The organism is Paenibacillus sp. KS1, assembly GCF_001680695.1.
Classification (GTDB): Bacteria; Bacillota; Bacilli; order Paenibacillales; family Paenibacillaceae; genus Paenibacillus_B; species Paenibacillus_B suaedae.
Genome location: NZ_MAIS01000017.1, coordinates 1 through 21,799, shown reverse-complemented (window position 1 = coordinate 21,799; position 21,799 = coordinate 1). Strand labels below are relative to the sequence as shown.

The window sequence follows — 21,799 nt, the reverse complement described above, 5'->3', positions numbered from 1 at the left end:
GGCGTTGAGCATCATTTACGCACATGCAAAGGAGAGAATGACATGAGTATGTTATCTGTAGAAGAAGTAACCCATTTTTATGGAGATAAACGAGTATTTCTCGATATTAGCTTTCGCTTGCTACCGGGGGAGCATACCGGAATTGTAGGCAGCAACGGAGCGGGCAAGTCAACATTGCTGCGCATCCTGTCCGGTGAGCTATTGCCGGATGCAGGGAAGGTGGAGTGGCTGCCTCATGTGAAGGTAGGTTATTTGCAGCAGCATATTGATCTGCAGCCTGGGATGACCGTGCTCGATTATTTGCGCGGGGCATTTGGCCACCTCTATGCCATGGAACAGAACTTGATGGAGCTGGCACACAAAATGGCCGAAGATGCTGACAATCTGGAGTTATGGCTTGCCAAGTATGGGGAGCTTCAGCATCGACTGGAGCATTCAGGATTTTATGAGATTGAAGTAAAGCTGGAACAGATCGCCGCAGGCTTAGGGCTGCTTGATATTGGTCTGGATCGAGATGTCGAGAAGCTGAGCGGAGGTCAACGCACGAAGCTGCTTCTAGGAAGATTGCTCTTGGAAAGAGACCCATGTTCTCCTGCTGGATGAACCGACGAACTATTTGGATGAGGTGCACATTGATTGGCTGAAGGGCTATTTAAAGGGGTATAAGCAAGCCTTCTTGGTCATTTCCCATGATAATTCTTTCTTAAATGAAATTGCCACGTCGATCTTCCACGTCGAACACCAGAATATTAAGCGTTATGTAGGCAACTATGAGGCATTCCGCAGCGCATACGAGCTTAATAATTTGCAGCAGCACGAAGCGTACAGCCGACAACAGAAGGAAATTGCCCGACTTGAAGATTTTGTCCAGAAAAATAAGATTCGCAAGGCGAAGCAGGCCAAGAGCCGCGAGAAGATGCTCGAACGCATGACGCGGATTGATCGCCCAACTTCGGGTGCGAAGCCGCGATTTTCCTTCCAAGTTCATGTGGAGCCTGAAGGTAGAATTATGAGGGCTGAACAGCTGCAAATCGGCTATGCGAAGCCGCTATGCTCGCCTCTGAATCTGTTGATGAAACGAGGAGAGAAGATTGCGATTGTCGGTCATAATGGGGTTGGCAAGACAACGCTGCTTAAGACGCTGCTTGGAGAATTACCCCCATTGCATGGCAATGTTCGTCAAGGAGAGCGGGTGAAGGTCGCTTATTTTGCCCAAGAGCTGTTCGTATCCGACGATTCCGCGCTTGATCAATTATGCGCATTCCGTACAGACATGACACATCAGCAGATACGCAAGCTGCTTGCGATGACTGGGTTGACGGAGGAGCATATTCGGCAGCCGCTCAGCTCGCTAAGCGGCGGAGAGCAGGCTAAGGTACGATTATGCGAATTGATGCTGACGGACAGCAATGTGCTCGTGTTGGATGAACCGACGAATCACTTGGATACTCGGGCGAAGGAGGCCCTTATAGAGGCACTGCGCAGCTACACTGGTTCAGTGCTGCTGGTATCTCATGAGCCCGACTTTTATGCAGATTGGGTTACACAGGTGTGGTCATTGAAATAAAGGATGCTTCGTTTGCGGCTTGACCATTGTAGGGAGATTGCAGAAAGCTGCGGTCTCCCTTCTTTTCTTGGAAGCAAGAGAACATTCTTACTATTCATATTTTTTAACTGTGATATAATGTTGGTTAAAATAGGAAGGCGAGGTTATATGAATGCCACTTGAAACATTTACTGCTTCTGCACATCTGCAAGAGGGAATGGTTGTAAAGGCGAGATCACGGAATTTCGAGATTACGATTGACGAGCCGAAATCGCTGGGCGGTACGGATACGGCAATGAATCCGGTTGAAGTCGTACTGTGTGCGTTAGGCGCCTGCCAGTCCATCGTGGCAAGAGCATATGCCCGTAAATTCAATATTCAGCTGGAGCAATTTTGGGTGGAGCTTGAGGGGGATTTGGATACAGATGGCTTCATGAACAAATCTGACGTGCGCCGAGGCTATTCTGAAATTCGCTACAACATCCATGTGAAGAGCAATGCTTCCTATGAGCAGATCGAACAATTCGTGCAGTTCATTGAGCGTACATGTCCGGTTGGGGATACGATTAGTGCTCCTGTTCGACTTGTATTGAATGGCATTATTTTGGAACAGGACTCTCCGCAGGTCACTTCATAACGTAGGAGATGCACCGTAATCTTAATTGCGCCCTGTACAGTAGGGATGATTCCACCTATGATGGAATAGAGACTACGACATGGAGGCAATTCAGATGAGCAATTCAATTCGACTGCATGAAAATTTTGAACATGAACAATTGAACACGAACTTGATGTGGTACTCGCCGCCTCGAGCGTGGGAGATCAATCAAGAATCTGCAAAACTCATTGTTCGCACCGCCAAAGAAACCGATTACTGGAAAAAGACACATTATGGCTTTGAAGTCGATAACGGACATTTTCTATACACAGAAATTGAGGGGAACTTTAGGCTGACGACCAAGGTATATTCCTATCCTGTCCACCGTTATGACCAAGCGGGCTTAATGGTTAGATACTCGCCGGACACTTGGCTCAAAACATCAATAGAATATATTCCGGATGCCAGCAATAAGCTCGGCGCAGTCGTCACGAACCATGGGTATTCCGATTGGTCGACACAAGAAGTGGATAATGGGGATGCTCCGGTCTACTTCCGTATTTCCCGAATTGGCAACGACTTTTATGTCGATTACTCGCTGGATGGTTCCGCTTGGAAGCAGCTTCGCATGACACATTTGTTCGAGCAGGAGTCGAAGCCCATTCAAGTGGGCATCTATGCATGCAGTCCGCAAGGTGAAGGGTATGAGGCGCATTTTGATTACATAACGATTGAAGAACTCTCCGATGATCGAACTCAAGTGTATAAGTAAATCATAAACGAATGGTGAAGACGAGGTCCTCTTGAAGGGCCTCTTTTTTGATAATGCGAAAAGTAGAAATAAATGCAGCAGCTCTTAACCAAAGCCATTTCAAAGCCGATATAACAGATATAATCTCCCAAAAATACCCACCATAAGGAGCTGGTTGTATGAACACCATTCAAAGGGCGCCTAGCAGTAATACGTATCGAATGATGCCTAACTCCACAAGAGATACGGAGATACAGTCTCTAATGAAACAGAAGAACCTGCTCAACGAAAAAATTGCAGAAGTGAAATCGAAGTTGGAGCAAGAGGAGCGCAAGTCGGATTCTGCATCAAATCAACCAACATCTAACCAGACGAAAACAGGAACCTCAATGACCACGGATCCCTCCATCGATCATCTTCTGACAGCCCACACCCTCTATAACAACCTTGGAAAAATAACGAGTGTCCGCAGCAAATTAAATCGTGAAGCAGCAACTATACATTCAGAAGTAAAGCAGGATAGATTGAAGCATGAAGACGATGGTGCGGGGGATTCAGGCAAAGCTTCTATGCATGAGAATGCAGAACGAACAGTCATTAAGAAGAAGAATGAACAGGGAGCTGCAGTACAAGCGAAAATCTCTGCTGTAGATGAGAAAATCGGAAGCTCCATAGATGAGATCAATCAAGCTGTTAAAGGGAACGAAGGCAATCCAACTACGGAAGAACTAATTAATGATATACCTCAAGATCGACAACAGGATGCACTCCGATCAACCCATCAAGCAATCGATATTCACATGTGACGTGTGTACGTTACCCCCTATTCTTCGCTACAATCCATCGTTTTCGGTGATGGAATTCTGCTCTGCCGTACTAGTTCCTGTATGTTCCGCCCCAGATTAAGTTGAATGCAGGGACGTTTTCGTGCATAGTAGAGGGTGAGGACAGTACGGAACTACTACAATAGAATGGGGAACAATCTTGAAAACGTTCAAAAAAGTATATATAGAGCTGACCAGTGTATGCAACTTGGCTTGTACGTTCTGTCCGCCGACAGAACGCAAGGCAAACTTCATGAAGCTGGATGCATTCAATCATATTCTAGATGAGATTAAGCCGCATACGAATCATATTTATTTGCATGTCAAAGGGGAGCCCTTGCTCCATCCGAAGATCGATGAATTATTAGATGCAGCCCATGAGAAGGGCTTCAAGGTCAACATTACAACGAACGGTACACTTATACGCAAGAACAAGCATAAGCTGCTGGGCAAGCCAGCGTTGCGTCAGATGAACTTCTCGCTTCATAGCTTCGATGGTCATATTGGCTCGGAGAACCGTGATAAGTATCTTGCTGATATTTTGGAGTTCGTGCGTGAAGCTGAAGAGCATAAGGTTATCTTCTCGTTCCGACTATGGAATTTGACGCAGGATAATAAAACGAACATGGAGCGTAATCGCAACCGCGAGACGCTTGAAATTATTGAAAAAGAATTCAATTTGGACTATCGAATTGAAGAGAAGATCGTTCCGGGCAGCGGTGTTAAGATTGCGGATCGTGTTTATTTGAATCAAGACCATGAATTTGAATGGCCAAGCTTGAGCGCTCCGGAGGATGAGGGCAAAGGCTTCTGCCATGCGCTTCGTTCCCAAGCTGCGATACTCGTGGACGGAACCGTTGTACCGTGCTGCTTGGATGGCGAAGGGGTTATTAATCTCGGCAATGTGAACCGTGACTCATTCTCGGATATTGTAGAAAGCGAGCGAGCGAACAACTTGTTCTACGGATTCTCCCGCAGAGAAGCTGTGGAGGAGCTGTGCCGCAAGTGCGGGTATCGCAAGCGGTTCGGCACATAGCTGAATGATATAAATCTGAGCGACAGCAGCGCATGAAGGTAGGAAGTTCATGCCCTTCTCTCGAAATAAGTTGAAAGTTGAAGTCCTTACCATCCTCGCGAGGGTGATAAGGGCTTATTTGTTTTAGTATTGTTGCGATGCTCTAATTAAGGAGGAATATATTTCAAGGGTTTATCAAAATGTTTCCAGGTTGTAAAATGTTGATATATAAACAACAGGAGATTTTTTATCCGCGGAATCTATCCCTTCAGAAATTCTTCAGAACTCATTAAGAACTCATTCAGAGCAAACTCCCTATGATCCCAAGACATGTTGGATATGATAATAACAACCAAGGTTACGAGCGAAAGGGAGACGTCAAATGAGTGTGAACATGTTTCGGGAAAAGCTACTGTTCTTAAATACATTTTTTCGAACGCCCAAACAGATAGGGAGCATTACGCCAAGCTCACGATTTCTCGCGCAGCGCATGATGGATGCTGTGGACTGGCAAGAGGTGCAGCATGTTGCCGAATTAGGCGCGGGAACAGGGGCCATTACCAGATTTATCGATACGGTTAAGCGGGATACGGCCAGAGTGATCTTGTTCGAGAAGGATCCATTGTTGCTGGCGCGTTTGCAGGATAACTATCCCGAATACGCTGCTTATCCGGATGCTGGTGAGCTAGGCAAGATATTGGGGGATGAAAGTAGGGAGCAGTTGGATTGTGTGCTGAGCGGGCTGCCATTCTTCAACTTTCCGCAACAGTTGCGTGATCATCTGATCGAGGAAATTTTCGCATCGCTTAAGCCGGGAGGTTTATTCGTTGCCTTTCAATACTCTCAACAAATGAAGCCGCATTTGGCTCGCTATTTTGATATCGAGAATATTCATTTTGTGTTTCTGAATGTTCCACCAGCCTTTGTATATGTATGCCGGAAAGGGAGCGGGTTACAGTAATCGGGTATTCGGCCTTCGACTCTCGATCCCTTTAGCAGTTGAATATCATTTCTTTTTTAATTGGATTGTTCATACACTTCTCTTAAGCTATATACTTGCTCTACAGAAAGGAGAGTAAGGATGGGATGAGTCAACGGATATTAGTAACAGATGATGATACGGACATACGAGATGTGCTCCGCATTTACTTGCACAATGAAGGCTATACCGTGTTCGAGGCAGTAGATGGAGTTCAAGCATTGGAGCTGATACAGCAAGAAACCATTGATCTTATAATTCTTGACGTGATGATGCCGAATATGGATGGTATGCAGGCATGCATGGCTATTCGTCAACATACGAAGGTGCCGATTATCATGCTCTCCGCCAAAGGAGAGAGTCTGGATAAGATCACGGGACTTCATACAGGCGCGGATGATTATATCGCCAAGCCATTTCATCCGATGGAGCTTCTGGCGAGGGTAAAGGCTCAATTGCGCAGACAATCCTTCGCGGGACAAGAAGAACGCATCATGCAGGTGCCCCCGATTTCAGATGAAACGTTTATCGAAATAAAGGATTTATGCATATATCCGGAACGGCATCTCGTTATTGTCCGAGGGAAGGAAGTGCTGCTCACCCCTACTGAATTCTCGATATTGGAGCGGCTGGCACGGCGGCGGGGACATGTATTCAGCATTGATAAGCTTATTGAACTGGTCTGGAAGGAAGACAAATTTATCACAGACAATACGGTGATGGTGCACATCCGCAATATTCGAGAAAAAATCGAAGAGAATCCTAGAGAGCCTCAATATATTAAGACCGTATGGGGAGTGGGGTATCGGATTGAGTAGAAGGATATGGTCGATGCTGCATGGGAAGCATAACATCCGAGGACGTTTGTTCTGGTTTGCGCTTCTCAGTTTGTTTTGTACCTTTATTACAATGGCGCTCATGGATACGGTATCGTCCTATTTAATAGGTCACGGTGTCAGTCCATTAGTGTTTCTATTTCTATACCTTGCATACTTCTTTCTCTTTACACGCGGTTTACTACGAGATTTGAAGAGATTGACAGAGGGGATTATGTCTATTGCCGAGGGGGATCTGCAATCCCGTGTAACCTTGGATAGACAGGATGAACTCGGTATTATCGCAGATTCTATTAACCATATGGCGGAACAGTTGCAGCGGATGATAGAGAAGGAGCGTCTTACCGAGCAGATGAAGATGGAGCTTATTACAAATGTCTCGCATGATTTACGCACACCGCTGACGAGTCTGATTGGATACTTGAACTTGTTGCAACAAGAGGAGGCAGCAAGCAAGGAAGAGCAGCTGCGCTACCTTCACAATGCATGCCGGAAGACAGAACAGCTTAGCCAGCTGATCAATGATTTGTTCGAATATACAAGACTAGCTGACAATCGAGTGGAGACCGAGCGCTCTCGTCTTGATTTGAGCGGACTGTTGCGCCAATTGCTTGTTGAATTTGAACCGTTGGCAAGAGAGGCGTCGCTCACGATTCGGCTTGTCCATGCCTCCCAACGTGCGATAATGATAATGGCAGATGCAGAGCTGCTTGTTCGAGCAATGGATAACTTGCTAATGAATGCGTACAAGTTCTCAGTAAGGCCCGGAGAAATTACGGTGCGGCTCTGGGAGCAGAATGATACAGTATGGCTGGAAATAGAGAACTGGGGGCAGCCTATTACGAAGGAACAGGAGCAGCGATTGTTCGAGCGGTTCTATAAGGCGGAAGCCTCTCGTAACGATCAACACGATAGCCCCGGGGCGGGTCTCGGCCTATCTATTGCCTATCATATTGCAAGACTGCATCGTGGTCAGCTCAGCATGACGCATGAGGAGGGGAAATTCACGTTCCGTCTGGAGCTCCCGCTGGACGAACAGTAACAATGAATAAGTCTGGCCCCCCCTATACCATGAGGTCAATAGAATAGAACTAGTAGAAGAGAGTACATTTCCAGTTCATTTGGGAATGTGCTTTTTTATGATGTGAAGGGGAAGATGATCACCCAAGCAAGCAACAATCATAGAAGCAATCTATTTGATGGATAAAATAACCATAAAAGAATTGCATCGTCTTCACATTGCAGGAATGATATGGTATCACTAGCATATGGATCGCGAGAGAATCACTCAGGAGGAAATTATGAATCTAGTACTGCATATGGTGAAGTCACTATGCCTCAGCTTTTTTGCATTGATCATGATAATGCTCGTTGTCCTATTTCCACGCAAGCTGGACATCGGCATGGAAGGCTACAAGATGACAGCGAAGTATCATTTCAGCTGGTCGCAGTATGCCGAGAACATCACAGGATTTATACGCGGTATCTTTGTTGACAATACCTTAGGCGTAACTCGTTACGGGGAAGCTGTAGGTTCTGAGGTGCTGACAGTGATGGGGAACAGCCTAACTATTATTGTGATTGGCTTTCTATTAAGTTTTATATTGGGCTTGTTGAAAGGGATTGTTGACTATAAGCTGTCCAAGTCGAAGTGGAATGTGATCGGGAACGGAACGACTTGGTTGTTTCAATCGGTGCCCGACTTCATGGTCGTGCTGCTCATTCAATGGTTTGTTATTCGATACATGCCGTTTATTCATTTCTTTGAGCAAAAAGAATGGTATGCCTTCCTCATTCCATCTGTACTTGTATCCGTATATCCGGCTATGTATATTGCACGAATTACGAGCGCTGCAATTGCGGCGCAGGAAGGACAGATGTACATTCAGGTTGCCAAAGCGAAGGGAGTGGCGCAGCGAATGATTTTGTACAAGCACGTTGGCCGCAATAGTATGGGAACGATTTTATCCCACCTGCCTTCCTTGTTCGGATACACCCTGTCTAATTTACTAATGGTCGAATACTTAATGAGTTATCCTGGTGCAGCTCACCGTTTGTTCCAAGCGATTGATTATGATACTAGCTTCGGATCGGGAGTGAATTATGAGCCGGGTGTCATTATCGGAATTGCTTGCTGTTTTACGATTATGGTGGTGCTAGTTCAGTGGATTGCCTTGCTGGCCAAGCGTTCCATTGCGCCGACATCGAGATAAAGGAGTGTCCTCATTGAAAAACTACACACTATGGATCGGTGGGGCAATGCTCGCCTTGGTTTTATTTGTGATGTACCTTGGTCCAGAATTGCCGTTCATAGACAAGTCGCTTACACCCGAAAAGCATAGATGGTCAGAGCAGGGCAAGCTCATGCTGCCTCCCTACAAAGCTTCGGATCTGAACTGGCTTGGCTCGGATAAGAAAGGCGTCGACAACTTAAGCAAGCTCGTGGTAGGAACCAAGGAGACGGTCTATATCGTCTTCTTCATTGCTCTGCTGCGCTATATAATTGCAGTGCCATTAGGCGTGCTCGCGTATAAGCAGAAGGGAGTTGCTCATTGGCTGGTAACAAGCTTGAATCAGATATTCACGTTTCTGCCTGTTATTTTCTCAGCTATTCTATTACTGAGTATGCCGTTCATCCAATATTCGAGCAATCGTATTCTATGGGTAATCCCAATTCTCGCTTTGCTTGAGGTGGGGCGAGTGGCACATATTGTGCAGCAGCAAGCGAACCATATCTCGCACGAATTATTTGTAGAAGCAGGAGAGTCGCTTGGATTAAGTGGATGGCGCCTGGTTCGAAATTATTATATGCCGTCGCTCGTACCAGAGATCGTCATTAATTTTTGCATTGATTTGGGCAAGGTCATGCTGCTTATTGGACAATTAGGTGTGTTGAGTATTTTCTTGACGCACAATTGGGCCGAGGTTGATTACTTCACCATGAAATTTTTGAATACAAGCACCAACTGGGTGTCCTTGCTTGCAGAGACGCGCGCGGATATTTATTTAAGCAAGTTCACTTTCGTATTTTATCCCGCGCTCGCTATTTTGTTCACGGTGCTCACCTTCAATCTATTGGGAGAGGGCCTACGACGCCACTTCAACCGCCGCATGGGCTCCTATTTATAGAAGACAGAGAGACTACGATGCGAATTTTGAAATCATCACGTTCGACAGAGACAGAATCCAGCAGGCAGAGAATCGAGCGGAGACAGACAAATCTGGCTTGGCGTTATGCAGAAGGATAGCAAGCTTAGCTTCTTCGTAGAGGAAGAGCAGGATGTCTTCATGACATACGATGTTCATAAATAGAGTGGGGAAATGCATTGCTCCGATTGGATATTTGCTTTAGATTATAGAATTATAGACAAAGAAAAATATCCCAATCACAACGAGATGATTGCTTAATGGAGGGTGCCGGAGAGATGAGTGTGAAGGCCATCTTGCTAGGAGCAGGGGTGCGAGGAGCAGATGTATACGCACAGCATGCTTTGCAATTCCCAGAGGAATTAGAAATTGTCGCGGTTGCCGAACCGGACGAGGAGAGGCGGGCGGTGTTCGCGCGCGAGCATCATATTCAGGCGGAATATGTATTTTCGGATTGGAAGGAAGCACTGCAAGGGGCACGCTATGCGGATGCGGTGATGATCTGCACGCAGGATCGCATGCATTACGAAGCGACGATGATGGCACTGGAGCAGGGCTATCACGTGTTGTTGGAGAAGCCGATCTCGCCTTCGCCTGAGGAATGCGTCGAGATTGAGGCAGCTGCGAGACGGTGCAACCGGATCGTTCTTGTATGCTATGTGCTGCGCTACACACCATTCTGGTCCTCTATCAAGCAGGTGATCGATGCAGGCAGCATTGGGAGGATCGTGAATATTCAGTTATGTGAAAATATCGGCTTCGCCCACATGGCCCACAGTTATGTACGTGGCCATTGGAGTAAGACGAGCGAGTCTAGTCCGATGATTTTAGCGAAGTCATGTCATGATTTAGATATTATTCTGTGGCTCATGCAGCAGGATTGCAGGCGGCTGACGTCCTTCGGCTCGCTGTTCCATTTCAGGCGGGAGAATAAGCCGGCAGATGCGCCGCTCTATTGTACAGATGGCTGTCCGCACGTTAATGAATGCTGTTATGCAGATTTGAGATATTACTTGGGAGAAGGTCGTCGTCGTGCGCTGCATTTTACGAAGGATCCAACAGATGAGCATATTCGGGATGTGATTCGTGAGACGCCTTATGGGCGGTGTGTCTTCCAATGTGACAATGATGTCGTCGATCATCAGGTGGTCAATATGGAATTTCGCAACGGAGCTACGGCATCCTTTACCTTGTCAGCCTTCACGCATGACAGCTCGCGAATGGTGCAAATATCAGGAACGAGCGGGGAAATACGCGGTAACCTAGAGAAGCAGACATTCATAGTATATGATTTTGTTCATGATACTTCACAAGAGATGCATGTCCATGATGAGGGGCGCGAAGGCTGTACGGTCATGATGCATGAATTTTGCCGTCTCGTATCGTCGCAGCCACACAATAGGAGCGACCTATCGGCTGTGCTGCGCGGCTCCGTGCAGAGCCACATGATGGCGTTCGCTGCGGAACGCTCCCGATTGCATGACGGAATGCCTATGGATATTCAGCAGCTGACGCGATATTACCAGCAGGTAGTCAGCAAGCCCTTGGTAGGTACATGTTCAGAGCGGTAATGTTCCAACGATCACTCGATAAAAAAGAGAAGGGGCTCACCGACGTATGTAAAAATTACGTTCGATGCAGCCCCTTGTTATTGTAGAACGATGATTGTAACCTCTTCATAAGTCTTCCGCAACGTAAACCTGTAATTTCTGAGGATTACATGATTACAACTCTTTGCTTGTTCCTGCGGCCTTCACTGGAACGCGGTCACCACGCTGCGTCCAGAACGCCAACCCCATCGTTGCAAGCAGCAATATACCCGTGACCCAAAATACCATGTGGATGGAGAACACACCACTAATCGCTCCCCCAACGAGTGGGCCGAGCATTCCGCCAAATTGATTCGCGGTCTGATTCAAGCTGAAGGCGCGTCCACGGAAATCACTGTCTGTTGTCCGCACCACGAGTCCGTTCAATGCTGGGAACACAGCGCAGAAGAAGATGCCATATGTAAAGCGGATAATCGAGAACCACCATATATTTTGAAACGGAATTTGAGCGAGCGTACCGATACCGCCCGCGAGCAGGCCGATAAGAAGGACCTTCTGGAAGCCGATGCGGTCGGCAAGCTTACCCCATCTTGCTGCGAACAGAATACTAGCTATGCCAACAAGAGAGAATACGAACCCCGCTACTAATGAGGCGTCCTTCGCTGAATGCCCGATTTCTACAATGTAGAGGGGGAGAACAGGCTCTATCGTCATGACCGAGAATTGGGTCAATAGGGACAGCAGAAGTACGATCATGAACGGACGATTTACGGATGCGATCCGAATGGTATTGACGATCGAACTGCTATCCTTCGTTGGAACGAAGTTCTCTTCTTTTACCCAGAAGATGACGAGCAATGTTGCAATCAAACACAAGATGCCTGCACATGCGAACGTCAGACGGCTGTCGAACAGCTTCGATAAGATGCCGCCGAGGAGCGGTCCCATTATTGTACCGGTTGCAGTGGCGGTTGCCATCATCGACAAGGCATAGCCGACCTTTTTTTCAGGTGTGCTTGTGCCAACAAGGGCAATCGATCCAGGGATGAACCCTGTCAACAGGCCTTGCAATATACGGATCGTTAATAGCTGGTACTGATTCGTAACGAAGGCTAGCATAATATAAGTTACGAATAGTACAATTCCGGCCCGGATAATCATTGGCTTGCGTCCATACTTGTCGCCAATCGCTCCCCAGAACGGAGAAGAAATGGCACCAGCGAAAAATACGCTGCTGAACAAAATCCCTGACCACAGCTCAATATGATCCTTTACACCAATTTGAATCAAGAAGAGCGGCAGGAATGGGACGACCATGGAAAAGCTTGATGAGACGATGAATGTACCAAACCATAGAATCCATAAATTTTTCTTCCATGTTTCCATTGGACTTTCACTCCTGTAGTTGTTTTCAGCAAGAGAGCGATTCCTTCGGAGTGTGTTGTTCCTAGAATCTCGTTTCTATTTGCCTACTTACTTTAGCAATAAACTATTATACACGACCCGCCTATGAAAAGCTTCCAACGTTTGCATATGCAAACTCGCTGTATCGTATGCGGTGACATGCCGAATGGACAGCATATCCTTTCATAATGGGCATATGATCGAAGAGTCGACAACTGGATAGGGGGGCGTATATAGAAGGGACAGATTGTCTTCCTAACTTGAACTTATTCATCTGCTGTCTCCCGTAGGCGCCTAGCGATATATCAGCCAAGTGTCTATCACTGTCGGCAGCGAAAGAAGCAAAGAGAGCGCCCGCGTAATTTGCGGGCGCTCTACTTCGTAATGGTATAGTATACCTAGCGTTCGCGAATCACACTATAGACTACAAGCGAAGTGCGGCTAAATCGAAAGCAGGCACGAGACCTTCCTTCGCTGCGCGGCCAAGCAGTGCTTCGACTGCAGCATAGCCGTCTTCACCTAAGTTTCTAGTAAATTCATTCACGTACAGGTTAATATGGGCATCCGTTACTTCAGGCGACATCTCCTGTGCATGAGCTAGGACGTATTCACGTGATGCTTCCGGGTGAGCCCATGCATATTCGACTGATGCGCGTGCCCAGCCGGCGATTGCGTTCACATCAAGCGTGCGGCGAGCGATTATGGCACCGAGTGGAATCGGCAGGCCGGTATCCGCTTCCCACCACTTGCCCAGATCGGCAAGCATCGTGAGACCGTAAGACGGATATGTGAAGCGAGCTTCATGAATAACTAGCCCTGCATCAATGTGGCCATCGCGAACGGCCGGCATGATCTGATGGAACGGCATGACGACAATCTCTCCGACCCCGCCTGGCACATTCTGTGCAGCCCACAACCGGAACAATAGATAGGCTGTAGATCGTTCACTGGGTACTGCGACACGGCGGCCAGACAAGCTGGATGGGTCAGCTGGGGGCGAAGCCGATTCTTTCGTCAATACAAGCGGTCCGCAGCCACGGCCAAGCGCTCCCCCACATGGCAGCAGGGCATACTCAGACAGTACCCAAGGCAATGCTGCGAATGAAATCTTGAGCACATCTAACCCGTTGCCGCTCGCTGCAAGGTGGTTCGTGATATCAATATCTGCATATGTTACATCTAACTCCGGGGCACCCGGTATAAGTCCATGCGCCCAAGCATGGAAGACAAATGTATCGTTCGGACATGGGGAATAGGCGATTTTCATGATTACAGCACCTCCACTAAAACTGCGCTGGCAGCTTCCAATGCATCCAGCGCTTCTTGAATCCGCCAAGCGGCACGATTGCGTGGGCCGACGGCATTCGATATCGCGCGTAGCTCCAGTACGGGCAGACCGAAATCCAGCGCCGCGGTTGCTACGCCATAGCCTTCCATGGCTTCAACGGCTGCTCCAGGCACACGTTCTGCCATTTGGGCTGCGGTTGCAGCTGTGCCTGTCACGGTTGCAACCGTGAGCATGGGGCCGGAACGTGCTGGCAGATTCGCTGCTTGCAGTGCTGTCGCTACTTGAGCGACAAGCCCAGCATCGACAGGAATGCGAGCAGAGCCGAAGCCAAGCTCGTCCAGACTGGAGAATCCCTCTGGGGTCTCCGCACCTAAATCTGCGGCAATGATGTCGCTTGCGACGACCAATGATCCAATCTCAGCTTGTCCGGGAAATCCCCCGCCGATACCGGCACAGATGACAAGCCGATAGTTGGATGAACCCTCATTTGCAAGCTTCCGAGCCGTCCGGGCTGCGGCCGCTGCGACACCCACGCCACCGAGAATGACGTCATATTGAGGATGATGCTGAAGGCCGCGCAATACGGCATCCCGCTCTGCTGTGACAGAAGTCACAATTAGAATGCGGCCCTCTGTTGGCTGTTCGGCGGCTTCAGCTGCACTAAAGACAGTTGAAACCGCTGCTGAGGCATCCTTCATTTCCTTCATCATGTTGGTCGCTCCTTTATGATACAAGACAAGCGTTTCACACACACCGTCTATCGCATCGGAAAAATTATATATCGATTTACTTCCTTCAAATTATCTTCTTCCTCAACTTCTGTAAAGAGGGGATTTATTGTGTAAAGGGGATAATCTATGCTTGCTTCTTATCTTATGTTTATACTAACATATCATAGGATGGTTTATGAATAAAAGCATTTACGATTACCAAGTGAGCTCAGGATCGTGAACAGGTCTCCGCAGTGGAAGCAGCGGTTTAGCAGATCAATATCGGTTATGATATTGTTGGGCATGGAATGACTGATGCAGATAGATGGACTCAAAAGCAGGCAGATGATTGTTCAGAAGGAGTTGATTAGAAGTGGTCTCAAATCGTTGGAGTGAGCAACATGAAGTATCATCTGATAACTGTGATTACAAGCGCGATTGTCGCTTGTCGACATTAATGGAGTGGATGCAGCGGGCAGGTGATTCCCATCTTGCATCGCATGATGTATCCATGGACGAATTGGTAGGCAGCGGCATGGCTTGGATGCTGTTGACCGTGGATTTGGAACTGATGAGAATGCCGAAGTACGGAGATGTACTTCAGTTGGATACATGGCATAAGGGAGCGAGAGGCGTTCAATGGCTGCGTGATTATGTGGTCTACGATGCAGAGCATCAGCAAATTGCTCAATCCCGTACGACATGGGCACTTGTTGATCTGAATAAGCGGCGTATTCTTCGGGCATCCGCATTTCCTTATGATGTTCCTGTCAATAATGAGGATTCTGTGGGGGAGATGCCTGAGAAGGTTGCCATACCAGAAGAATCCTCTCTTCTCCTTGCTTATACCCTCCACGTAAGACAGAGCAGTATTGATATGAACGGCCATTTGAATAATGCCAGATTTGCTGATATATGCTTGGATGCGATGACGCAAGAGGAATTGGAACGAGGTGTGTCGCGCTTCCGAATTACGTACCATAAGGAAATCATCCTCGGGGATCAAGTAGATGTATACCGTTCTACTGGTGAAGCGCTGCATGCAGATGATCGCCGCTGCTTTATTCGTGGACAAGCTTCGGATGGCAGTACGTTGTTCGATGCTGAAGTTGTTTATCGAGAAGAATAGCTGCTGGATAGATGGTGCCGGGGATTGGGGAGCGCTAACGTTGCGCTCCTCTTCTCTGTGACAATGACATTAATCGTCAGGATGATCGGATTACGTCGGCTAATTGACATTATTGTCGAAAAAAGACATCGTCTTCAAAAGGATGATATGATACTATATTCCTGAAAATGGATTTTTTCGCCTGGGAGAGTGCAGAAATTGAAAAAAATAATGACAGCAGTTCTAGGGATAGCCTTAACTTTTACATTCATTACACCACATGGGCAAGCTCACGCAGATGCAAGTTCATATGGGGTTATGGATACGAAGGCATACCGTACTTACGTCCCGATACGCTATTTGAGCGATAAGCTGCACTATCAAGTGACATGGGAGCCTACGAGTAAGCGCATAGAGGTGGTAAGCGACGATAATTATCTGGAGATGACATTAGGTACAACGCAGGCATATGTCAACGGAATGAATACGGAGTTGGAAGCAGCCCCATTCCGAGCAGGGGGGACGACTTATGTTCCAGTTCGGTTCGTCAGCGAAGCAATGAACCTGTCTATGGAATGGGACAAGAACGGATCGCTTGTCCATTTTTGGAATGGGGACAGTCATGTTCGCTTGCCTATTGTCTCGAAGCAGCGGATCAACCAAACATCGTCAATTGAGAAGAGCTGGCGAGCATTCAGGGTCGGGAACAAGCGGGTGACGACCACGATGCTGACCATAAATCTGCTGCATCCTCATATACGTCTCGGCGTAGGAGTGGGTTACGGAGGAGAGGGCTCGGTCGATAACCTCAAGCATATGGCAAAGCGTAATTATGCAATCGCTGCGATAAATGGGGGCTACTTTGATGCTTATTCCAATTCGAAGGTGAAAGTCCCGTATGGCTATGTAGTTAGAAACGGAAAAATGATACATAACGGCTCTGGCGATAAACGAAGTGTGCTTCTGTTCACGAAAGATAATCAAGTAGAGATGATCCCGGGGCCATCGTTCATAGATCGATTCCAAGAAGGGGATGTGTACGGAGCTTTGCAGGTAGGGCCGCGTCTTATTACAGACGGCAAGATTACCGTTAATCTGAAGGGCGAAGGCTTTAAAGATCCGAAAATATTGAAGCACAGCAGCATACGCAGTGCGGTTGGTATAACAAAGGACTACAAGCTAATGATCTTGACTACATCCAGCGCTACGATTCCAGAGCTTGCTAAAGTGATGAAGCAGGCTGGCGCTTATCAGGCGATGAATTTGGATGGCGGAGCATCAAGTGGCCTTTATTACAATGGAAGATATATGACATACCCTGGGCGGAACATTAGCAATGCGCTGCTCATTTTTAAATAAAAGAAGTACTGAAAAACAGCCGCAAAATTGCTATATTAGCAGACTGCGGCTGTTACTCTATCTACGAATCAATCTACCTTGGCTCCGTATGCTCTAGCAAATGCAACGGCTTGAATCATATCAATTCGGACTTTGGTAAGTTCCAGTGCTTTGAAGTTCACTCCGTTCATCTCAGCACCCCGCAAATCTGCACCAGCCAATTTGGTTTTGGTGAGATTTGTACGGGTTAGATCGGCATCCCGTAAGTCAGCCTTCTCCAGCTTGCTTTCAGTCAGGTCTGCCTCCATGAAGCGAACACCACGCAAGTTCTGCCTCGTTAAGTTCGCATGGCGCATATTCGTATACGACCAATCTCCTCCGATAATCGTTATGCCATCCCATAATACATTGGTGAAATCCGTCCCTACCATTTTGCATTCTGCAAATTTGGCCGCAAATAAATTCACTCCTGTGAACCGGCAATTCGTAAATGCGCTGTGCGTGTGTGTAGAGCCATTGAGCACGACTCCTGTGAAATCACAGTCAATAAATTGACAGCTTGTTGTCACTGCTCCATCCAGTTGTGCACCTCGAAAGCGGCAGGAGGTAAACGTGCAATTGCGTAGCTCAGACTCGCTCCAATTGACATAGCTAAAGTCGTTGCCGTCGTACTGTTCTTCTATATAAGTTGTCATAGGATACTCCTTTGTAGATTTCATACGATATCGTTCATCTATTCCAGTAGTTATCGTAACAAGGAAATCTACCTGTATGCAATGATGCAAATATTACGAGGGGACACATCATTGTGTGGTCGTATCCATGTAAATATAGGTTCAACGGATAAAACCATGAAAAAATACATTTCGACATTCTTTTTTCGACAGTCATCTCGCTATTGTTTGTATATACTTTCTCTATGTCTTTTCCCAGCCATAGATCGACACAGAAGTAGCATGAACAGGTATTTTCAACAAAATCCATGAAGATTATTATATTTTATGGAGATGCATATTAGAAATGGTTCAATTTCCAGATTCTAAGCAGGATTTTACATATTTTTGTTGAAGTATTGCCCATATTGGATATGGAATGATCCTTGAATACATACAGGGGTGTGAAATGGGATTTAAAAACTGGTTCACGCGAGGTATTTTCATAGGCCTCATTATATTGGTTATTGGAGCTATAACATCGCCTTCTCTATTATCCACACAACCAGAACCCACTAAAATAACGATAACCCAATGGGATGTAATATGGGAAAAGCAGCAAAGTGCATGGAAGGACATTGTAAGGAGAACAGAGGGATGGGAGACAATTGATCTTCAATCAAGCGTCCCCCTGAAGCCACAAGGAAGCCAATCTGCATGGTATCGAATTTCTCTCCCGCCTGTGCATTGGGATCAACCCGGGTTATACATAAGTATGTTATATGGATTTGAAGTAGATGTATACTCGGATGAAGGTAGAAAGCTGTACCACTCTGCACGTGATTATGGATCTGACGTATATCAAATTCTTGTGCCGATCAGACCATCCTCTAATAGTCAACATGTATATATCCATACGGCTACAACGGTAGAACGAATTGGAATCCAGAAATCAATCATCATCGGCAATTACCAAGAAATCATTCAAGATTATGCGAATCAAGGGCTCATAGATATTTTACTAGGTAGTTCATTGGTGTTTATCTCCATTGTAATGCTTATTTGCGTCTTTTCCCTTCGTAATATTGACGTGCCCAGTTGGTTATCTCTTAATATCGTAATCATGGCTGTTGGTATTATCATGATTACGAACTCTAAGTTTATTCATACTTATTTCGGCGAATATGGGAAACTGACTGTCATCTTATTTGACATCGCCATGCAAGCCCTTTCCCCAGCACTAACTTATTATTTCGAGCAAATTACTGGGCCCGGACCATTCTCAATTACATTGAAAATCAGGAAGTTTCAAGTTGTTTACTCTATACTCATGCTTGTGTGCCTGTTTATAAATATACTATCTAATAATCAGTTCTATGGTTTTTTTTACTTTATAACCGTCAAAGTGTATGCAGTCCTAATTGTCGGGCAATTGTGCTTGCTGACGGGGCTTTCTATCGTATACGCTATCCGAAAAAATGTGGACGCGATATTGTTTGCAATTGGCTTTACTGTTTTTGCTATTGTGACATTAGGAGAATTAGTTTGGTTTCTGCTTCATTCTGGCCAGTATGAACTTACCATTTGGAAATGGGGAGTTATTGCCTTTATCATTGCCTTCATCATGATTATGGGCAGAAGAATCGTTGCGACGCATGAACAGGTTATTCAATATTCCAAGGAGCTTGAAATGTACAACGGCAAGCTGCAGCATTCCGAAAAGATGCACATCATCAGCGAACTTGCAGCCTCTGTAGCCCATGAGGTGCGCAATCCGCTTCAGGTAACGAGAGGATTCCTTCAGTTGATGAAGAATTACTCGAATGACAAAGAAAAGGAATACGTGAAGCTTGCATTAACTGAGCTTGATCGCGCATCCGAAATTATTACTGATTTCCTCACTTTTGCGAAGCCGGAGCTCGAGGATGTCGTGATTCTTAATGTTGGGGAGGAGCTTAGGCAGATTGAGGGGATACTTATGCCGCTTGCAAATATGCAGGGTGGTGTTATCGAATTGGAAGTAGAGTCAAATTTATTGATTTACGGCAACTCATCCAAGTTCAAGCAAGTATTTATCAATCTGATCAAGAATAGCATCGAAGCACTGCAGGATGGCGGTATGATCCGAATAGCAGGGTATGAAGAAAGAGGGGGTATCATGATCTGTGTTCAGGATGATGGTGTGGGGATGGATCAGGAGGAGATAGCACGCCTTGGCGAGCCTTATTTTTCGAATAAGACGAAGGGAACTGGGCTAGGGTTGATGGTCACCTTCCGCATCGTTGAAGTTATGCAGGGAAGCATCCATTTTCACAGTGAGAAGGGGAAAGGGACAGAGGCGATAGTGCGCTTTCCTTCTGCACTGGAACAGCCACCTATTGCGCTTCATAGTGGTACTTAGACGATTATACAAGAGTGAGAAGGGGCATTCCACAAGTCATAGCCTGACGAGGGAAAGCCCCTTTTTAGAGGGAGATTATTTACCAGACGAAACGGCGAACGCCTTCTGCAGGGAGTGTCTCTGCTGGATTTGGAGGTATGACGAGGACGAAGCGATCTTTTGTTTCTTCCTGAGTCGTTAGTTCAACATGGTCAGGAATCGAAATGCCTAGCACTTCTTTAATGGCAGCCTTCGGATCTTTGAGCAAGCGCTCCTTAAATGAAGGATCTTCCCAGGCCTTGTGAATGATTTGATTTTTGAAAAGTTGCTCCGTAGTTACCATGTGCACCCCTCCGTATATGGAATGAACTACACAGATAATGTAACACTTTGCCTGTTTTCTGAACTACTACTTTGTTACCGAATTCGACAACCAATACGACAATCCGCCCATCATCAGCACTTCACGCTGCTGTCGAATATGGTCGGCTTCTTCGACAAGAATGTTTGCTAGTGAACGGTTGAACTCTACAAGTTGAGGGGACGCTTCCGGCATGCCATCCAGCTTGGCTTGAAGTTTCAAAGCTTCTTGACCAAAGGAAGCGAGGATGTCGGAAACGGTAATGGCATGTCGAACGAGTTCCTCGGTAAGTGGTTTATCTGTCGGAATCTGTTGAATAGAACGAATCCACGCCAGCAGACAATTATAGCTTCCATCTTGTAGATCTGTCTGCCAATCTGCCCAGTCATCGGTCATCTGCAAACAAACAAGCACAGTATCAACGGCCTCGTTTACATGCGGGAGCTTATCCTCCATACCCGTTAAGAAGAGCGCGCCGCTACTAGACAGCTTGACGAGGGCTGACTTGTGAGCGACCTTGAGGCGATCCGTCATAAATACATCCTGCTCACGCTCGCTTGTGACGCCATGAACCCACTCCCATGTGTACTGCCTGAAGCTGTCCCATAACGGGGACCGGGGAGGGAACATCTGTCTATAGATGTCGAGCAATTCGATATAGCATAGATTACCCAAGGCAAGCTGCTCGGCCTTATTATCGCAATCATTATCCATGACATCATCTTGGATAAAGTAATAGAGCATGCCGAATATGCTTGCAAGCGCCAGGCGGCGGCAATGCGCTGTCGAGAGTCCAGTCATGTCCTGCATCCAATAAGGGAGGCAGTAGCATATATAATTATTTGTGCTTCGATCGTTACTGGGATTGAATTTCTCTATATAGCGAAATCCTGCGTCATTCAGCGGGGCTGGGAATGCCTCGATGATACACTCGGCATCTTGAAAGACCTGTTCAATCTCGGAGCGGAACGGTTCGTACCAATGCATAGTATCCCTCCTTCCTATGTGATTGATGTTGCAACTCTGAAGTATGAATGATGTTTGGACATGATGAGAAACTTGTAGGCGTGCGTAGCGTTCGTGAGTAGGATAGTAGCAGAATGAAAGCATAAGAGCTAAGTGTGAGTGCGAAACAGATGCAGATGTTGATAGGATAGCTTGAATAGGAAATAGGAAGTAGGAAGTAGGAAGCTAGGAAGTTGAAGTCAGTTACCACCAGTATAGAGGAAGATTGGTTAAATCGACAAGAACATTGCTGACTACATGCAGAAGTCCATCTGGAGAAGTCTGTCTAAAGAAGGCTGTCTAAAG

The 21,799-nt window shown here is 46.6% G+C and carries 19 protein-coding genes and 1 pseudogene; 14 read left to right on the top strand and 6 right to left on the bottom strand.

The annotated features are described in order from the left end of the window. Positions 1 to 42: 42 nt before the first annotated feature. The 11 genes and pseudogenes from BBG47_RS08010 to BBG47_RS07960 all read left to right on the top strand — a co-directional run bounded on the left by BBG47_RS08010 (position 43) and on the right by BBG47_RS07960 (position 11,267). A pseudogene (locus BBG47_RS08010) lies at positions 43 to 1,567 on the top strand (ABC-F family ATP-binding cassette domain-containing protein). A gap of 151 nt (positions 1,568 to 1,718) precedes the next feature. Beyond that, positions 1,719 to 2,183 (top strand): OsmC family protein, encoded by a 465-nt coding sequence (locus BBG47_RS08005; RefSeq protein WP_021255349.1) that lies wholly within the window; start codon positions 1,719 to 1,721, stop codon positions 2,181 to 2,183. Positions 2,184 to 2,277: 94 nt separating this feature from the next. Then, positions 2,278 to 2,916: a DUF1349 domain-containing protein gene (locus BBG47_RS08000; protein WP_065291304.1), complete on the top strand. Its 639-nt coding sequence runs from the start codon at positions 2,278 to 2,280 to the stop codon at positions 2,914 to 2,916. A 158-nt stretch (positions 2,917 to 3,074) separates the two neighbouring features. After that, positions 3,075 to 3,701 carry a hypothetical protein gene (locus BBG47_RS07995; RefSeq protein WP_139070692.1) on the top strand — a complete coding sequence of 209 codons (627 nt, stop codon included), beginning with the start codon at positions 3,075 to 3,077 and terminating at the stop codon, positions 3,699 to 3,701. A 178-nt stretch (positions 3,702 to 3,879) separates the two neighbouring features. Then, positions 3,880 to 4,755, top strand: coding sequence for a radical SAM/SPASM domain-containing protein (locus BBG47_RS07990; RefSeq protein WP_065291302.1), 876 nt, complete (start codon positions 3,880 to 3,882; stop codon positions 4,753 to 4,755). Positions 4,756 to 5,116: 361 nt separating this feature from the next. After that, positions 5,117 to 5,695 carry a class I SAM-dependent methyltransferase gene (locus BBG47_RS07985; RefSeq protein WP_175400500.1) on the top strand — a complete coding sequence of 193 codons (579 nt, stop codon included), beginning with the start codon at positions 5,117 to 5,119 and terminating at the stop codon, positions 5,693 to 5,695. 125 nt (positions 5,696 to 5,820) lie between these two features. Further along, entirely contained in the window at positions 5,821 to 6,531 is a 711-nt protein-coding gene (locus BBG47_RS07980) for a response regulator transcription factor (RefSeq protein ID WP_065291301.1), read from the top strand. Next, positions 6,524 to 7,591 (top strand): sensor histidine kinase, encoded by a 1,068-nt coding sequence (locus BBG47_RS07975; protein WP_139070691.1) that lies wholly within the window; start codon positions 6,524 to 6,526, stop codon positions 7,589 to 7,591. Before BBG47_RS07980 ends, BBG47_RS07975 begins: the two co-directional genes overlap by 8 nt. A gap of 259 nt (positions 7,592 to 7,850) precedes the next feature. Further along, positions 7,851 to 8,762 (top strand): ABC transporter permease subunit, encoded by a 912-nt coding sequence (locus BBG47_RS07970; RefSeq protein ID WP_065291299.1) that lies wholly within the window; start codon positions 7,851 to 7,853, stop codon positions 8,760 to 8,762. A gap of 13 nt (positions 8,763 to 8,775) precedes the next feature. Continuing rightward, positions 8,776 to 9,678 (top strand): ABC transporter permease, encoded by a 903-nt coding sequence (locus tag BBG47_RS07965; RefSeq protein WP_021255338.1) that lies wholly within the window; start codon positions 8,776 to 8,778, stop codon positions 9,676 to 9,678. 296 nt (positions 9,679 to 9,974) lie between these two features. Next, positions 9,975 to 11,267: a Gfo/Idh/MocA family protein gene (locus tag BBG47_RS07960; protein WP_065291298.1), complete on the top strand. Its 1,293-nt coding sequence runs from the start codon at positions 9,975 to 9,977 to the stop codon at positions 11,265 to 11,267. 153 nt (positions 11,268 to 11,420) lie between these two features. On the opposite strand, the gene BBG47_RS07955 is transcribed toward BBG47_RS07960, so the two are convergent. From BBG47_RS07955 to BBG47_RS07945, 3 genes are all read right to left on the bottom strand, one after another. After that, positions 11,421 to 12,632 (bottom strand): MFS transporter, encoded by a 1,212-nt coding sequence (locus BBG47_RS07955; RefSeq protein WP_065291297.1) that lies wholly within the window; start codon positions 12,630 to 12,632, stop codon positions 11,421 to 11,423. A gap of 442 nt (positions 12,633 to 13,074) precedes the next feature. After that, complete coding sequence (locus tag BBG47_RS07950; protein WP_065291296.1) at positions 13,075 to 13,917, bottom strand: 1,4-dihydroxy-6-naphtoate synthase; 843 nt, start codon at positions 13,915 to 13,917, stop codon at positions 13,075 to 13,077. A gap of 2 nt (positions 13,918 to 13,919) precedes the next feature. Then, the gene (locus BBG47_RS07945) at positions 13,920 to 14,645 is read right to left on the bottom strand and encodes a futalosine hydrolase (RefSeq protein WP_083189157.1); all 726 of its coding nucleotides are present in this window, start codon (positions 14,643 to 14,645) and stop codon (positions 13,920 to 13,922) included. A 376-nt stretch (positions 14,646 to 15,021) separates the two neighbouring features. Between BBG47_RS07945 and BBG47_RS07940 the strand changes: the two genes are divergently transcribed. Together BBG47_RS07940 and BBG47_RS07935 are read left to right on the top strand one after the other, a co-directional pair. Beyond that, on the top strand, positions 15,022 to 15,777 hold the full coding sequence (locus BBG47_RS07940; RefSeq protein ID WP_065291295.1) for an acyl-[acyl-carrier-protein] thioesterase: 756 nt from the start codon (positions 15,022 to 15,024) through the stop codon (positions 15,775 to 15,777). 189 nt (positions 15,778 to 15,966) lie between these two features. Further along, positions 15,967 to 17,115 (top strand): phosphodiester glycosidase family protein, encoded by a 1,149-nt coding sequence (locus tag BBG47_RS07935; protein WP_254659780.1) that lies wholly within the window; start codon positions 15,967 to 15,969, stop codon positions 17,113 to 17,115. A gap of 68 nt (positions 17,116 to 17,183) precedes the next feature. Here the strand turns inward: BBG47_RS07935 and BBG47_RS07930 are convergent, their stop codons facing one another. Continuing rightward, positions 17,184 to 17,789 carry a pentapeptide repeat-containing protein gene (locus BBG47_RS07930; protein ID WP_065291294.1) on the bottom strand — a complete coding sequence of 202 codons (606 nt, stop codon included), beginning with the start codon at positions 17,787 to 17,789 and terminating at the stop codon, positions 17,184 to 17,186. A gap of 427 nt (positions 17,790 to 18,216) precedes the next feature. Here BBG47_RS07930 and BBG47_RS07925 point away from each other — a divergent pair, with 427 nt between their 5' ends. Continuing rightward, a complete protein-coding gene (locus BBG47_RS07925; protein WP_065291293.1) occupies positions 18,217 to 20,148 on the top strand; it encodes an ATP-binding protein in 1,932 nt (643 codons plus the stop codon). 79 nt (positions 20,149 to 20,227) lie between these two features. On the opposite strand, the gene BBG47_RS07920 is transcribed toward BBG47_RS07925, so the two are convergent. Together BBG47_RS07920 and BBG47_RS07915 are read right to left on the bottom strand one after the other, a co-directional pair. Beyond that, positions 20,228 to 20,470, bottom strand: coding sequence for an NHLP leader peptide family RiPP precursor (locus BBG47_RS07920; protein ID WP_021255329.1), 243 nt, complete (start codon positions 20,468 to 20,470; stop codon positions 20,228 to 20,230). A gap of 66 nt (positions 20,471 to 20,536) precedes the next feature. Beyond that, entirely contained in the window at positions 20,537 to 21,475 is a 939-nt protein-coding gene (locus BBG47_RS07915; RefSeq protein ID WP_065291292.1) for a hypothetical protein, read from the bottom strand. Between the last annotated feature and the right edge of the window lie 324 nt (positions 21,476 to 21,799).